At 60.1% G+C, this 16,079-nt stretch carries 8 protein-coding genes; 2 read left to right on the top strand and 6 right to left on the bottom strand.

Annotated features, from left to right (window positions below):
* Positions 1-58: 58 nt before the first annotated feature.
* Both SCM96_05440 and SCM96_05435 read left to right on the top strand, forming a co-directional pair.
* Complete coding sequence (locus SCM96_05440) at positions 59-1,621, top strand: sulfatase-like hydrolase/transferase (GenBank protein ID MDW7760066.1); 1,563 nt, start codon at positions 59-61, stop codon at positions 1,619-1,621.
* A complete protein-coding gene (locus SCM96_05435) occupies positions 1,618-2,241 on the top strand; it encodes a hypothetical protein (GenBank protein ID MDW7760065.1) in 624 nt (207 codons plus the stop codon). Before SCM96_05440 ends, SCM96_05435 begins: the two co-directional genes overlap by 4 nt.
* A 47-nt stretch (positions 2,242-2,288) precedes the next feature.
* On the opposite strand, the gene SCM96_05430 is transcribed toward SCM96_05435, so the two are convergent.
* The 6 genes from SCM96_05430 to SCM96_05405 all read right to left on the bottom strand — a co-directional run bounded on the left by SCM96_05430 (position 2,289) and on the right by SCM96_05405 (position 16,072).
* Positions 2,289-3,689, bottom strand: coding sequence for a sulfatase (locus SCM96_05430; protein ID MDW7760064.1), 1,401 nt, complete (start codon positions 3,687-3,689; stop codon positions 2,289-2,291).
* 41 nt (positions 3,690-3,730) lie between these two features.
* On the bottom strand, positions 3,731-7,129 hold the full coding sequence (locus tag SCM96_05425; GenBank protein MDW7760063.1) for a hypothetical protein: 3,399 nt from the start codon (positions 7,127-7,129) through the stop codon (positions 3,731-3,733).
* A gap of 77 nt (positions 7,130-7,206) precedes the next feature.
* A complete protein-coding gene (locus SCM96_05420; protein MDW7760062.1) occupies positions 7,207-8,040 on the bottom strand; it encodes a class I SAM-dependent methyltransferase in 834 nt (277 codons plus the stop codon).
* A gap of 23 nt (positions 8,041-8,063) precedes the next feature.
* Positions 8,064-11,564 carry a hypothetical protein gene (locus SCM96_05415; GenBank protein ID MDW7760061.1) on the bottom strand — a complete coding sequence of 1,167 codons (3,501 nt, stop codon included), beginning with the start codon at positions 11,562-11,564 and terminating at the stop codon, positions 8,064-8,066.
* Positions 11,565-11,574: 10 nt separating this feature from the next.
* Positions 11,575-13,980 (bottom strand): glycosyltransferase, encoded by a 2,406-nt coding sequence (locus tag SCM96_05410; protein ID MDW7760060.1) that lies wholly within the window; start codon positions 13,978-13,980, stop codon positions 11,575-11,577.
* A 16-nt stretch (positions 13,981-13,996) separates the two neighbouring features.
* On the bottom strand, positions 13,997-16,072 hold the full coding sequence (locus tag SCM96_05405; protein MDW7760059.1) for a hypothetical protein: 2,076 nt from the start codon (positions 16,070-16,072) through the stop codon (positions 13,997-13,999).
* Positions 16,073-16,079 lie beyond the last annotated feature (7 nt).

Raw genomic sequence — 16,079 nt, 5'->3', positions numbered from 1 at the left:
AGCAGCCAAAGCGAAAAATTGACGATTACGGGACATTCAAGTATGATAATTTAAATTTATGAAATCGATTCTTTTCCTGTTCATCATATGCCTCACGGTTCTTCCGGGTTGCCGAACGGACAAAGCCGACGGGGAAGACTTCACGAGCTGGCGTGCGGCATCCGAAATCATCAACATTCCGAAAAAGACCGGCCAGTCGAATCATCTGGATAACATTCTGTTTCTTGACGATTTTTTTGGAAATTTCGACAAGATCCGCATCGAGCACCGCCTTGTCCACGAAATATACGAATTGCCGCTTCCGGCGATCGAGGTGAAACAGGGTTCGGCGAAACAGCGGCGCGGGACCCTGAAAATCTCAGGAGAAGACATCGTCCTCCAATTGGCCCTCGACAACGATCTCATGACATCCCGTAAACTGAATCTTCTGGAGTTGGACCTGGACTCCCGCGATGATCTCGACATCAAGGTTTTCATGACTCCAAAAGGCCGGGAGGAAGCCACCGATCTGCAGGGGGGAGTGGGTATTTTCGTCCACGAGTTTTTTTCGCCCGGCGGAACCGGGAAAGCCGACCGGATCATGACTCTCAACCTAACCCAGCGATTCGGCCTGTATCCCCTCCCGATGGGCCGCCTGACGATCAAAATTGCGGGAGCGGAACAGGACCGGCGGGCCGTCACATTGAGATTGAACGGCGTCCGGCTGCTCTCCCCGAACGTGTATTTCACCAGGACCGCACCCGTCCTGGACTACCACCGGTACGGCGGCGCAGATCGGCGTCGTCTGAAGTCCGTGTTCTTCCCGGCCGGAACCGAAGCCACTTACACCCTTGTCCCCAACCCCGAAAGGGAGGAGGAACCCGTTGTTATCGACGGTTACCTGGGAAGCGTGGACGGTCGCGATGTCGGTTTCGAAATCCGCATCAATGAGGACGTCCTTGTCTCCGGCAAGGCGGGTTCCGATATTGAACATTTCCGGGAAGTGATCCCCTCCGCCCGTGCGGCGGGGCCGCTGGTTATGACCATCCGGGTGACCGGCGAATCCGGACAGGTCGGCTTCCTCGGAAACATGAGCGTCTACCATCCCTGGAAAGAACGGAGAAACGTCGTTCTCTACCTGATCGATGCTTTGCGGGCGGATATGGGCGGCATCCAAACCCCGCTTTTTGAAGAGTTCAACGCCGGAGCGGTTTTTTCAAACGCCTATGCCAACGCGACGGCGACGGCGGACTCTCTCCCCTCCCTTTTCACCGGGAAATACAAGTTCACCCTGGTCGAGAAACCCGCGGACAACCCCTTCATCAGCAATAAAGAGACACTCCTCGCCGAATATTTCAAGCGCAAGGGTTACATGACGGTCGCATTCATCAACAACCCTTGGCTGGACCTGTCCAATGCTTCCCGGGGATTCGACCAGATCTATTTCTGCTGGAATCCGCTTGAAAACGCAAAAATCTCGCCTTCTTCCACACCATGGAACCCCATGTTCCCTACGATACGCCTCTCGAAGACAGGGTGTTTTCAAAGGGGGCCTCTCCGGAAATCCTGGAGCGGCTTTTCCGACATTTCACGGAAACTCCCCACAGCCCCACTCTCAAAGACCCGACGGACGAAGAGTTGACGACGCTTGTGAATGTCTACCGCGACGCCGTTCTCATGTCTTCTCGACATTTCAAGACAATCCATGATGAGCTATACGGTCGCGGTGAGCGGTTTTTCGAGCACGGATCATGGATCCACGGCGGTCCGGATGTCTATGACGAGGTGCTTCGAATCCCCCTCATGATGAAAGGAAAGAACATCCGGTCCGGCATCTACGGGCACCGCATCCAGTTGCTCGATATTTTCCCCACCATCATGGACTGGCTGGGCGACGAACCGGCCTCCACACTTCACGGGCGGTCCTTGTTAAAAGACCTGGACGACATGTCGATGACGCCGCAGACCTCGAAACCCTGGGAACACCGCACGATCTATGCCGACGGCATGGGCCGACAGGTCCACTACGCGCTGATCAGGGACGACATCAAGATCATTCTCCGGGGCGAACACGTCGAGGTCTATCATCTGGCCCGGGATCCCGGCGAAATGACAAATCTCGCCTCCCGTCAGGAATTTCAAGAGATGATTGCCGAGGCCCGCGCCTTTCAGGAAAGCTTCGAGAAGAACACGGAAAAACTCGTCAGGGAAATGTCGGCCGAGGAGAAAGAACGGCTTCGTTCCCTCGGCTATCTCCGGTGACGACGGCGCCTTTCTTTCCGCGCCTTCCGGCCCCTCCCCCGGTTTCCTTATTTGATATAGCCGAGGCTCCGCAACCGGTCCAGATCCCGGGCGTCCATCGGAGATTGCGGATCCCTTGAGGAATCCCTAAAAACCGCGCGGACCTCGAGGTCCTGCTTGACCTGCCTACGGAGAAAAGCGTTCATCCGGTCGATTCTTACCTGATGTTCCGGCAGACCATGGAGATTGACCTGTTCTCCGGGGTCGGCGGTCAAATCGAAAAGGGCCGGGCCCTGTCGTGTTTCGTAAAGCTTGAAGCCGTCCCAGCGGACGGCCGTGTGATAAAAGGGTGCGGGGCCCGCCGGACAGATCTTATCCCGTCCGGTCAGCCATGAATTGAGACTGACCCCCTGGCAGGCTTCGGGGGGAGGCAGGCCGGCCATGTCCAAAATCGTGGGTCTCAGATCGACGATACGGACCTGCTCCCGGAGGCGGCGGGGCACCCCGTACCTTCTTTCAAGATGCGGCGGCGGGACGATGATCAAGGGAATCCGGACAACCGGATCATAGAGCGAAGAATGCAGCATATAACCGTGTTCGAGAAATTCCTCTCCATGATCCGAAGTGATCACGACGAAGAGATTTTCGTCCCTCCCGTGTTTCTCCAGGAATCGGCCCAGACGGTCGTCCGTGTAAGCCAACCCCTCATCATATTGGTCGCGGAAGTGCTCGGCTTCCTCAGGTGTAATCCGGATTCGTCCCTCCGTCACCGCGACAAGAAACAGGCTCCCGTTCGGGGTGCGTTCCTCCCAGTCCGTAAAGCGCCCCTGATAGCCCGAAGTCCAGCGGCCGTGGAAGGGTTCCGGGGCCTGGTAGGGCCGGCCATCGAAATCGGAGTGGGGATCGAAAAGATGAATGAAAAGAAAAAAAGGCTTGTCCGGATCCCGGCGATCCTTCAACCAGGTCTCCGCTTCCTCGATCACCACATCGGCTGACCGGAAACCGGTTTGAAAAACCTGGAAACCCTGGTCCATGCCGAATTTTTCACACAGCCAGGTGCCGTGGGCCGCAAACCCCGCGGTTTGATAAAGCCCTGATTCGAGGAAATCCTCGGCGAGCGTGACATAGGCCGAATTCAGGGGGACTCCTCCGTCTTCATATGTCGTCCCATGGGCCGCCGGGAATAATCCTGTGAAAAGGGAGGCATGGGAAATCAGGGTGTTTTCCGTGACGGTGACCGCCTGGTCGAAAACAAGACCCCGCCGCCCGATGGCGTCCAGGTAAGGCGAGGTTGGGCGCGGGTTGCCGTAGAGGCCGAGGCGATCGACGCGGGCCGTGTCGATGGAGATCAGGATGACGGATGGAGGCTCACCGGAGCCTCGGGAGCAGGCAGCAAAATAGCCGAGAAACAAGGCGGTCGCGAGAATCCCCCAAACCGGGATCCCCCGGAATCCGAAACGTCCAGTCATTTTATTTCACAAATCCAGTCTAGGGAAGATTCGCCGGCGCGTCAAGATGAGCCCGACCTCGGAACGACCGTGATCTTGACGGTGATTCTGTCGTTCAGGCCGTTGTTGTGGTCTCTCAGGAAAACCAGCGTATATTCGCCGAGGAAGCCAGGACCCAATTGCCAGGTAAAGAGCCCCGTCCGCGGATCGAGTCTTGATCCAATGGGCAGAGTCCGCAACTCATCACCGACCACAAGGAAACCCGTATGCGCAACCCCGGTGTCCAGGGGTCGACCATGATTCCGGGAAACAGGCAAAACGGTCAAAGGCGGCGTTTCAGAAACCGGAACACCCGGCTCGGCCGCAGCTCCGTCTCCGAGTGCGATCTCGATCCGATCGACCTCGTGCACCGCCAGCCGGACGATCCCCCGTTGATCGGGCGCCGCGGCCTCCGCCGCAACATTCTCCGAATACCCGGTCTTCACCCCCACGGCATCAAATCGCAGAGGGAGCCTCATGATTCCATCGATCGTCAAAGATCGGGGCCTCGGGCTACCCCAAGCCTTTCCGGCCGCCATCCCCGAGGATTCAAATTCCTTTTCCGCTGCGCCTGTCTTATTCTGCACCCGGAAGAATCTCGATCCGATCGCCGTCGCATTCCCCGCGTCGTCGGCAACGCTCCAATTTATCGTGTGAAGACCGTTTTCATACCGCGTCGTGTCCAGTTCGAAATACCCCACCGCGTTGTCCGTGTTTTTGTAATCCGGAAACAGCGTCGCAATGTCCGAACGATAATAGCCGTAATTCGGTCTCCCCAAGGCCTGACCGTTCACCCACACCCGCAGTGTCGATCCGTCGAGCGGAATCATGTTAGGCTGCGGCGTCAGCGCCCACGCCCAGTTCCGGTACGCACTCCCTGATACAACGCCACCCTGCGCCGGTGTATCGATCGTCCCGAACGGAAGCGCGGAGCCGGCGTTGGCCCCCGTGATCGTCGTTTGCCCCAGGTGCGTCGCGTTCCCTTCCCTGTCCCGGGCGATCGCGTGGAGCACGAATGTCCCGTTGCCCTGGTTCGGCAGGTAGTTCGTCAAGACCATGAACCCCCAGCCCGCCCTGTAGTTCAGAGGACGTCCCGGATAGGCCTTCTCCACATCCGGCCGCGCCCCCTCGATAAACACCCCGCGGCCGAGCATAACCAGTCCGTCCGTTCCGATCGCCGCGGGATTGTCCGACGGATGCGGCTCCCGCTTGATGTCGACTCCCACCACCTCCACGTCGTCAAGAGCCCAACCCGTCACCGGCACCGCCCCCACGACCGTCGACCCCGAAATCGGGGTTTCAAACCTCCCGAAGGGCGGTGACGTCGTCCCCGGCGCGTAGACCCGGATCCGAACCCCGACAAACCGGGGCGAATTCAAGGCGCCCGGATCCGATATCCGAATTCTGTCCGCATAGGTTCCCGGGCTGAGGTTGGTCGTGGCCATGCGGATTTGGATCTCATCATCCCCCGTGCCGCTCGACGGGGTCACCGTGACCAAGCCGTTGACGGAAACCGCCTCCCAGCTCAGAATCTTCCCGTCCGCCTCGCTCACAAAAACCGTATCTTGGCTGGTGGAAACACCGTTCTCGACGGCTCCCAAATAGGTCAGGTCCCTCGACAGGTTGATCGTTCTCCCCGCGCCTTGGCGGATGTGGATCGGCCCGCCTGCGTAAGCTCTGTTGGTGTTGATGTCGTCCGTAACGACGGCATAGACCCAGTACGTCCCATCCGGGACGGATGACGTGTCCCAGTGAAAGCTCCCGATCCCGGACGGCGAGTCCAAATGGCCCACAATGAGCGTTCCGTCATAGCCTGAATCATCCGTATCGTAATAGAGCGACACCCGGGCCGGAGGACCGGGCCGACACAACGTCCACTCGATAAGGAAGGACGCATCGGCCCTCCAGTCCGTCGTCAGCCGGACTTCGTCGAAGAAGAACCGTCTCCCGTCGCGGAATTCGTGGGGATCGATGCGGAAATTTTCCAGGAATCCCGTCCAGCCGGATTGCGATAACTGGCCTTCGGAATTGTATTCAATCGGCAGGGTTCTCAAATCGCAGACGACTTTATTCATGATCCAACGGCCGGCGAGGTGGCGAATGGGAATGTCCTTGCTGACATTCGGGACATCTTCATCGTTTCTTTTCCAAATCACCCTGGCAATGGATCCGGTGTTCGTACTATGAGCGCCTTCGATGCCCATTTTGAAAGTCAGATTGAAATACCGGCTTGTATCGATGAATACGGTGCCTCCCCGATGGTTGTAGTGGAGGAAGTAGACCAAGGGATCGCCCCAGCCGGGAGCGGGAACCGGCTCAGCCTCGGCCAGAAACACGCTTCGGTTTGTGTAAGACCGGCCGGCCATGTCCTCATAGTTGAGGGTCGTAAACTGCGGGTTGCGCAGGTTGAGCGCATACTCGACATCCTCGGGATTCATCATGTCCCACGGATCGTTGAAATGAACCGTGACGAAGTCTTCATCGCTGCCCTCGGCCGAAGGTCTGGTGAATTGGAGGACGGGGACCGCGTTGACGCGGTAGAATCCGGGAGCATAAACGTAATCCTGCGTTCCGTGGGGTGCGATCGCAACATGGTAATCGCCTCCGGCGAGCGCCCCCGCAAGAAACGTGTGGCTCCCCCCGGAAACTCTTTTGGCCAGAAGGCCCAGATTGCCGTTTGCGGGGTCGGCGTCGTCGTCAAGATAGATATCGACAAAACCGCTTCCCGTCCAGGTGATGGTCCTTTCGAGCGCCGGATCGTGTTGGACGAGCCGGATCCAGTCGATCTTGATGTTTTTGTCTTTCCTGATGACGGGATCCAAACGGAGGTAGTGGACATCGCCGCTCCAGGGGCCGCCGTTTTCCACGGCTGTTCCGAGGGCGGGAATGTCGATGATGTAGTGATACCAGCCGCCATAGGTCATGAAGGAATTTGACGTCGTCACCCCCTGGTAGATCGTCTGCTTCGCCCAGAAGATCTGACCCCAAGGACCGTCGTCGATGGGATGAAGATACATCCGGAGGGCGAGGCGGGTGTATTTCGATGCGTCAATGGGATAATTCCAGCCTGTTTTGCCCAACTTGGCCGAGCCCGGATAAGCCGTGTCAAGGATGGTGACTTTGGCGTCGGAGTAGTCCTCATGGCTGTTGGGTGTGTAAATCGAGCGGGCGGAAAACAGCCCGTTCTCGAAAGAGATGTCCGTCAGGAAGGATTTCGGCTGTTCGTCGACGTTGAAGATCGCCCAGCCGAGGTCCGTGCGTTCGTTCATATCCCAGCGGTCGAGGAGGACTTCCTCGGCGTAATCGGCGCAGGCCCGGACGTCGTCCCGGACCGACGGCGCCGTGACGGACGTGACCTGGGCCTGGGCGGAGGCGAAGGCTACGGCGCCGATAAGGACAGCTGCAAAAACAGACCTCGACATTTTGTCACTCTGGGCTCATATTGTACACGAGACCGCAAGAGCGCTCATCACCCCTGAAGATGATTTCCTCGGGAGACTCAGCATCGGCCGAGGCCGGATTTGAGCCGGCGAAGAGCCCGGGTCAATGGACCGGAGGATGGAGGAGCCTTGGGAGGCGGGGGAAGATCTGCGGGGCGTTCGGTCGAATTCCAAGCCCGGATGACCCCATGGGGATGGCCCACCCGGCCGTCGCGATAATCCAGACGAAACTCCGAAAACCATTCCCAACCGGCGGACCCGGCGCTCTGCACCATGGCTTCGAAGCCGCTCCGGTTCGGCAGCCACCAGACATCGCCGCTTCTGTTCCCGTGAAAAACGGCGGCGGGTTCCCTGGTGGGCAGGGGATGAATGACCGTGGCGATGATCGCCGTTCGGCGGGTGACGGTCCGGATCTTCCACAGAGCCCGGACCGGATCCGAGAGGTGAAGGAGAACGCTGCCGCAGAACACGAGATCAAAGGTTCCCAACGCCTCCGGGGTCATATCGTAGACGTTCATCTCGCGCCGTTCGACGGAGGACCCCAGGAGTTCCCGGGCCAGCAGAAAGGGCCTGTGGATGTAGCTGTCGTCCTCTCCATCCTCACGAGCGGCTCGATGGAGCGGTCCGAAATCGTGATCCTGCATCTTCGGAAGATCGGTCGCGGTGACGGCGCCGCCGCGTCGCTCCATTTCAAAAGAAAAGAATCCCGAAGCGGCGCCGATATCCAGAACGGTCATCCCTTTGAGATCCGCCGGAATTCCATATTCGGCCAGATAGGGCCGGTGATCGAAGATTCCGGGAGTGATCAGGCCGTCTCCCAGGTCGATCGTGTGATACCAGGTCAACCGCTCGATCCGGGCCCGGATCTTTTCATCATGCCCCTCTTTTCTCATAGCCCTTTCTCCGGAACGGAAAATCAATACCTCGGCGCCACCGTGATTTCGACAACGGATCTTTCCCACCCGCCGCGGCCGTCATCCCGGATGAAGACGAGCGCGTATTCGCCGAGGAAGCCCGGGCCCAATTGCCAGGTGAAGTCCCCCGTTCGCGGATCGAGTCTCGATCCGGCGGGCAGCGACCGCAACTCATCGCCGACCATAAGAAAGCCCGCATGGATATCGCCGCGGGGCTCGGAAGCCATCGGGTCGCCCAACATGATCTCGATCCGATCGATCTCACGCATGGCCAGCCGAACGACGCCCCGATGATCCGGCGCCGCGGCTTCCTCCGCCCCTCTTCCCGTATACCCCCGCCCGACATAAACGAAAGACATGCGCGCCGGAAGGCTCATCGCCTCCTCCGGAGTCGTCGGAGACCCCGGCCTCATCGTGAAGTCTCTTCGCGGCTGCAACGGATCGGAAAGGGCCGTCATTGTCGCAGCCTCCTGCTCCGCCGAACCGGCGAGGTTCTGCACCCGGAAGAACCGCGATCCGATCGCCGTCGCATTCCCCGCATCGTCGGCAACGCTCCAATTTATCGTGTGTAGACCGTTTTCATACCGCGTCGTGTCCAGCTCGAAATACCCCACCGCGTTATCCGTGTTCCTGTAATCCGGAAACAGCGTCGCGATGTCCGAACGATAATAGCCGTAATTCGGTCTCCCCAAGGCTTGACCGTTCACCCACACCCGCAGCGTCGATCCGTCGAGCGGAATCATGTTCGGCTGCGGCGTCAGCGTCCACGCCCAGTTCCGGTACGCACTCCCGGACACAACGCCCCCCTGCGCCGGCGTGTCGATCGTCCCGAACGGAAGCGCCGAGCCCGCGTTCGCCCCCGTGATCGTTTTTTGCCCCAGGTGCGTCGCGTTCCCTTCCCTGTCCCGGGCGATCGCGTGGAGCACGAACGTATCGTTGCCCTGGTTCGGCAGGCAGTTCGTCAAGACCATGAACCCCCAGCCCGCCCTGTAGTTCAGAGGACGTCCCGGATAGGCCTTCTCCACATCCGGACGCGCCCCCTCGATGAACAGCCCGCGGCCGAGCAGAACCAGTCCGTCCGGTCCGATCGCCGCGGGATTGTCCGACGGATGCGGCTCCCGCTTGATGTCGACTCCCGCCACCTCCACGTCGTCAAGAGCCCAACCCGTCACCGGCACCGCCCCCACAACCGTCGCCCCCGTTTCCGGCGTCTCGAATTTCCCAAAAGGCGCCGACGTCGTTCCCGGCGCGTAGACCCGGATCCGAACTTCAATAAGCCGGGGCGAGTTCAGGGCGCCCGGAGCTTCTATCCGGACGTTGCCGTAATAGGTTCCCTCCGCAAGCCCGGAAGGATGGACCGCTATTTTTGCGACGGCGCCCCCCGTTCCCGACGGCGGATTGACGGATATCCAGAAGACATCCGGATCCGCCGTCCAGTTCAGCGCCGTCCCCGCGTCTCCGATATTGCGAATGACGAGATCCTGCGCCGAGGTCGCGACACCTCCCTGCTCGGCGCCGTAGAAAAGTCTCGAACGGTTCACGTCAAGGACCGCAACCGGGTCGGCCGTCGGAACAAGCATGATCTCTTCGGACACCGGGCCGGTCTGTCCCGCGATGTTGACCGCCCTCATGCGATAGTAATAGGCATTTCCGTCATCCGCCGTTCCGTCATCATGGTGAAATCCGTCCGTCGTACCGACGAGGCTTCCGGAGCCGACGGTAAATCCGGGGGCCGTCCCGCGGTGAATTTCCAAATGCAGGAAATCCCCCCACTCGTCCCATGTCCATGTCCGTCCCGCCCAAATCCGCCCGCTGGTCTGAACGCGAATCTTGCCCGTTTCGACGAGATATCCGCCCGATATATCGGGGACTTTTGGCGGGGTGAAGACCGTATCAAGGCTCCGGCGGGCCTTGTCGCGGATTTTGAGTATGAACCGGCGGAGAGCCTCCTCCTTGTTCATTCCCTTGATCCGGTGTTCTCCCGTGGCATCGTTCCAACGCCAGAAATTGATGATATGGGGATTGTAACCGTACACCCGGAGGTATTGCTCAAGAATGTCTTCGACGCTGCTTTGTTCGACCGTGAAATCCCGGGGATAGGTCTCAGCGTCGTACTCCAGGATCGCCCAATCGGGGGACAAGTCCGCCATGGCGGACAGGGCATGCTTGCTCGTCCGAGCGAATATGGGCGGATAAATCTCGGGCGGGAACTTGACGTCGTAGATCGTCGCGCCCGGTGTCCCGAAGGGACGGATGTCCGACGTCGAAAGCGGGGACGCCGACGAGTAGTAGCGGGCGGTTTTCGCCGTCGAAGGGCTGGTCCCGAAGAGGTAGTCGGCCGGAATTTGATGGGAGTACCAGCGGCTCGGAGCGATCCCCGCCGCATGACTCCAGCGGGCCATGTCCAGAACGAAGTTCCGGACCAGGGTCTCACGAAAAAGATGCCACAGGTCATAGAAGGGCGTACCGGGCGCCATGGTCCGGGGCGGATCGAAGCCTCCCGCAATGACGTGCGGCCCCGATGTCGGCATCATGCCCCCATGAATATAGTCCGCGTATGGGATGCGGCCGGGATCGTTGTTGACGTCGTCCGTCGGATCCTCATCCCAGTCGTCGTCGAGGCTCCAGTGGAAATACTTCAAATCCCAGGTGCTGAACGCCGTCCCGAAGTCCGCGTTGAATTGAGCCAGCCCGTTCACTCCCTGGTAACGCGGTCCGCCGGCCGCCCAGCCCTGCCCCGCATAGAGGCCGGCGTCGTCGTCGTACATCCCCGTGTGGCGGATCCAGTCGCGGAACTCCAGCACGGCGAACGGAGAATAATCGCAAAACCAGTTCTGAAGGGAGGAGGAAGGCTCAAGGCGGCCGGAATTGAGTTCGACCTCGCCCCAGCCGCTGGTGATCGCAAAGACGTGGGGTTTTTCATCCAAACGTTTTTTGATGAAATTCAGCGTCGCCTTTGCCTTGGCCTCAAGATTGCGGCGCATCTTGCGGGCATATCTCGACAGCGTCCCATAAACGCGGGTGTCCATGAACTGGGAATCGAGGACCTGATCGTCCGAGGCCATCTTGTTGTCGTTGTACCACTGTGCGTTCCGAATATCCTCGATCTTGGCGTCGCGATAGACCCAAAGGATTCGGGCCAGGCCCGAGCAGATGACGGGATGGAGGAAAATCCCGGCGTTTTCCGCGGCGGCCAGAAGCTGGTCCAATTGGGTTTTAAAGGACTGGATTCCCGAGTCGGCCTCGTTCCAGTCGCTTTGCCATGCAAGATGAGGAACCAGCACCGTCCGCGAGAAGCTGAGTTTGGTATAGAGCCCCCAGGGAATATTGTTCTTGATGTAAGCGATCTCGGCGGTATCTGTGACTGGGTGTTCAATGCTGATAATGACCGAATTCTGATTGGTCGGCACGGGCAGCTCTTCAGCCGCGGCGGGGGAAAGCCCGGTCGCAAGGACGGACGCCAGGATCGATGCCGCTATGCTTGCAAGACGCTTTGCCTTCATTTTTTTCTTGTCATATCTCGAAAACATCCGGCGTTTCAACTCGTTTTGCCTGATTTCGATATGTCATGGCCGTTCCCGCATATCGCAGCATACACGCCGCCTTTCCGCCCGGAAGATCACGGCCTCGGGGGCCGATCACGGCAAAGCGCGCTGCGCGGAGCAGAAAACCGGCAACGGCAAACAGCCGGAAGGCGGCAAAATCGAACCGGCCGCGGGTTCTTGCCGTGAAGTCAAGCAGTCCCCGGAGCCAGCGGACATCAAACTCTCCCGAGGCCAGGCCGTGGGCATGCACCGCGGCCGCCCACGGCAGGTAATGGATCCGCCAGCCACGCCCCGCCATCCGGGCGCACCAGTCGATGTCCTCGGCATAGAGAAAATACCTTTCATCGAGAAGTCCGGTTTGCTCGACGGCCCGCCGACGGACCATCAAACAGGCTCCCGAAAGCCATTCGACCTCGACCGCCGTCGTTTCGCCGGCCCAGGCCTCCTGCCGGAGAAAAAGCGGCCTCACAACCCGAAGAAGACGGGACGGAAGGAAAAAGTGTTCGAAGGCCGTTCGGGCCGTCGGCAGGAATCCTCCGGCCCCCGGCTGCAGCCGTCCGTTTGGAAGAACCAGGGACGGTCCGCACGCTCCCGCCTCGGGACGGTTTTTCATATGCCGGACCAGGACCTCGAGAGTGCCGGGCTGCAAAACGGCATCAGGATTCAACAGCAGGATAAACTCGATCCCGCTTCGCGCCATCAGCTCCCTGAGGGCGACATTCACGCCTCCGGCAAAGCCCGCATTCAAGCGGTTCCTCAAAATCCGCACAACCGGAAAATCGGTCTCAACCATATCCGCACTGCCGTCGGTCGAGGCGTTGTCGACGACAAGGGTCTCGATCGGCACATCCGCCCCGTTCCTTTCGACGGCACGCAGGCATGCGGCGAGCGCATCCCGGGTGTTCCAGTTCACAATGATGACGGCGACGCGACCTTCTTCCGGCGACGGCTCTCTCTCCCGCGCGCCCGGCGCCGCCCTCTCCGCCGTCTCATCCGTTCCCCGCATCACGGCCCCCGCCCGCAATCGTTCATATTCCCAGGAATAGTGGCGGAAATACGCCCCGGCATCGAGCACAGGATATCCCTCGTCGTCGATCAGCCGGGGATAGGCGTTCGCATTTCCGGGAAGCGAGGCCTCGTCGAAATCCCGGTCCCGCCTTTTCATGACGGACGCTCTTTTCCGGAGAATCCCGGGGATCGACAGCAGGAGAGACACGTAGGCTCTTGGATAGGCGCTCACCCCACGCCAGTCCTTCCGAGCGGCGAGCGACGCCGCCGTCTTTGCATCCTCCTTGACATAGCTGATCAGGTAATCGGTCCGCATCTTTCCCCGGAAAAGTTTCAGAACGAGCCGGAGCCTGTTCCTGACGACAAGACGGAGTTTGTGCGGCCCGGGCATGGCGGATCCGCCGAACTTGTGATAGACAACGGCCGAACCGCAGGTGACGATCCGCCGCCCCAGGAACCGGACCCGGAAACTCCAGTCCACATCCTCATAGTAGGCCGTGAACCCCTCGTCCAATCCCCCCGTTTTCTCGAAATCCGCCCGTCGCACCAGAACGGCTCCGAAACAGGCCGATGGCGTCTCGGCCGGAACATCGAACAACCCGAGGTCCACCGCCCCGATGAAGTTGTCGCTTCCCCAACCCTTGCCCCGGATGTGGTTTCCAACGCTGTTCACGAAGCCCCTGAGGTCAAAAAACCGCATCACGGGGACGGCCGCCGCAGCCCCGGGATCCCCGGCCAGCCGCCGCCGGAGGTTTTCGATGCACGAGGGCTCGACTTCGGTATCGTCGTTGAGGATGAAGAGGTACTCGCCCCGTGCCTCCCTGACGCCCCGATTGACGCCGGCCGCATAGTGAAGGTTTTTCCGCATTCGGACACGCCGGACGTCCGGGTATTCCCGGGCCGTAATTTCGGCCGTCTTGTCGCGCGAAGCGTTGTCGACAAGAATGATCTCGAGTTCCCCGCAGGTCTGGTTCCGGAGGGAGGAAAGGCAGGTCCGGATGTGCGCCTCGCCGCGGTTCGTCACGACAACGGCCGAGACAAGCCCTTCAGGTCGATTCTGCGCATCGGCTGTTTCCGTCCGGGCCGTCTCCCGCATGCCCCCGGCTTCTCCAACGATCCCGGCCGCGGTCATGACATCCAGGAAATCCACCGCCATGGGTCCCGGCACGGCCAGCCGCTTTCTGACCCGGGATAGAACCTCGTTCCGTTGTCCGGGCAGACTTTCCCACACCGCCCGTCCCAGCGCATCCGTCCGCACACGTCTCCCGCCGTCATGAACGAAGAACAGGCCTCCCTTCTCTCCACCGTCCTCCACCAAGGCGAATCCGGACCCCTGTTCGATCCGTCGTTCATCGCCTTTGTTCATGGCCGTGTGCCCCGTCTCAGGATCCCTTCGGTTTTTTCACATGGCTTCCCATCGACGCGCCGACGGCTTTCGAAAAAGGTCCGGCCACGCCGCGGACGTTCACCGCCCGGATCCGGAAATCGGATCGGGCGGCCTCCGCCGAAACATCCTCGAAAGCCGGATCCCTGGACTTTCCAATCACAATGCCCGCTCCGGAGGAGAAATCCCTTTCCCGGCCCCTGAGAATTTCGAAGTGGGAAAAATCCCCCCAGTCCTTCCATTCCCAGTCATGGCCCTCCCAAATTTTTTTGCTCCAGGTCAGGCGGACGCCCTTGGCCTCCTGCGTGCGCCTCGCCGTAACACCGAACACCTGAGGAGGATCGAAGACGACATCGAGATCGGTTTTTCGGGCCTTGTCGCGCACCACGGCGACAAACATCCGCAGGGCTTTCTCCTTGTTCATGCCCTTGATCCGGTGTTCCTTTGTCGGATCCTGCCAACGCCAGAAATTGATGATTCGGGGCCGGTACTCATAGACCCTCAGGTATTGGGCCAGGATATCTTCAACGGAACTTTCCTGGACATCGAATCCCGGGGGATAGGTTTCGGCGTCGTATTCAAGCAGGGCCCAGTCCGGGGACATGTCCGAAATGGCCTGAAGAGCATGCCGTGTCGTCCGGGCGAAAAAATTCGGGAACTTGATGTCATAGATCGTCGCGCCCATCTTCCCGTAAGGCTTGATGTCGGCCGTCCAGAGCGGCGAGGCCGACGAATAAGAGCGGGCGGGCTTTCTCTCAGTGCCGGGAAACGTGTTGAACAGGTAGTCCCCGGGAAGCTGGTGGGAATACCAGCGGTCGGCCGGGATCCCCGACTCGGACGCCCAACGCGCCGCGTCCAGGACAAAGTGATGGACCAGAGTCTCCCGGAAAAGATTCCACAACTCCCAGAAAGCGTCGCCCGGTTTCATGTTTCGCGGCGGATCGAACCCTCCGGGAATATGGGCCGATCCGGCCGCCGGCATCATGCCGTTGTGATTGTAGGCGACAAAGGGGATGCGCCGCGCATCGGGACGCATCCCCGGGGATACGGATTCGTCCGCCGGACGTCCGCCCCGTCCCGCTCTCCCCGTGCTTTTCTCCCGGCGGTCATCTTCGCTCCGGGCCTCATCCAGGTCCCAGTGAAAATACCGGAGATTCCAAGTCTCGAAGGCCGTCCCATAGTCCCGGTTGAATGCCTTGAGTCCCATGGCGTTCCGGTATTTCCCGCCGCCGTCTCTGAATCCCTGGCCCGCGAACGGACCGCCGGGCGCATACAGACCTTCGTGCCGGATCCAGTCCCGGAACTCCAAAACGGCGAACGGCGAATAATCACAGAGCCGCTCCTGGGGGAATTGGGCCGGATTGAGCCGATGAAAATTCATCTCAACCTCGCCCCAGCCGCTGACCAGGATGACCATGTCGGGGTTCTCATCCATGCGTCTCTTGAGATGGGCAAAGCCGGCCCGGCCCTTGGCCTCGAGGTTTCGCCTCACCTTCAGGGCATATCGCGACAGCGTCCCGAAGACGAATTGATCCAAGACATTGGGATTCCGGATCTGTTCGTCCGAGGCCAGGTTGTTGTCGTTGTACCATTGGGCGTTTCGAACATCCTCTTCCTTGGCCGCCCGGTAAACATGGAGGCCCCGGGCCAGCCCCGAACAGACGACGATGTGAAGATGAACGCCCGCCTTCCGGGCTTGGGCGATCAGGTCATCCACCTCCTTCTTGAAACGCGCGATGCCCGCGTCCGCCTCGGCGGGGTCGGCCGACCAGTCCAGATTCAGAAACAGGGCCGTCCGGGAAAAGGACAGCCACGCGTAGAGCCCCCAGGGAAAATTTTTCTTGATGTATTCCACCTCAGCCGTATCTGCGAGGCTGTGCTCCATGCTGACGATGAGCGCGTTGGCAAACGAGGGCACCGGAAGTTCGCCGCCCGTCTCGCCGTTCGGACCGGAGACCGCCGCCCCGCCGGCCGGCTTCGGGGCCGAAGATTCCGATCCGAATGGAAAAATCGCAAAAAGGATAAAGGCGGCCGCAAACGCCGTGGCCGCACCCCGTGTCTTTCGTTTATTCATGTTGTTC

The sequence above is a fragment of the Acidobacteriota bacterium genome (assembly GCA_033549365.1).
Lineage (GTDB): Bacteria > Acidobacteriota > Aminicenantia > Aminicenantales > Saccharicenantaceae > JAWSUF01.
The sequence above is the reverse complement of the archived record's forward strand: the minus strand, read 5'-3'. Positions and strand labels throughout refer to the sequence as shown.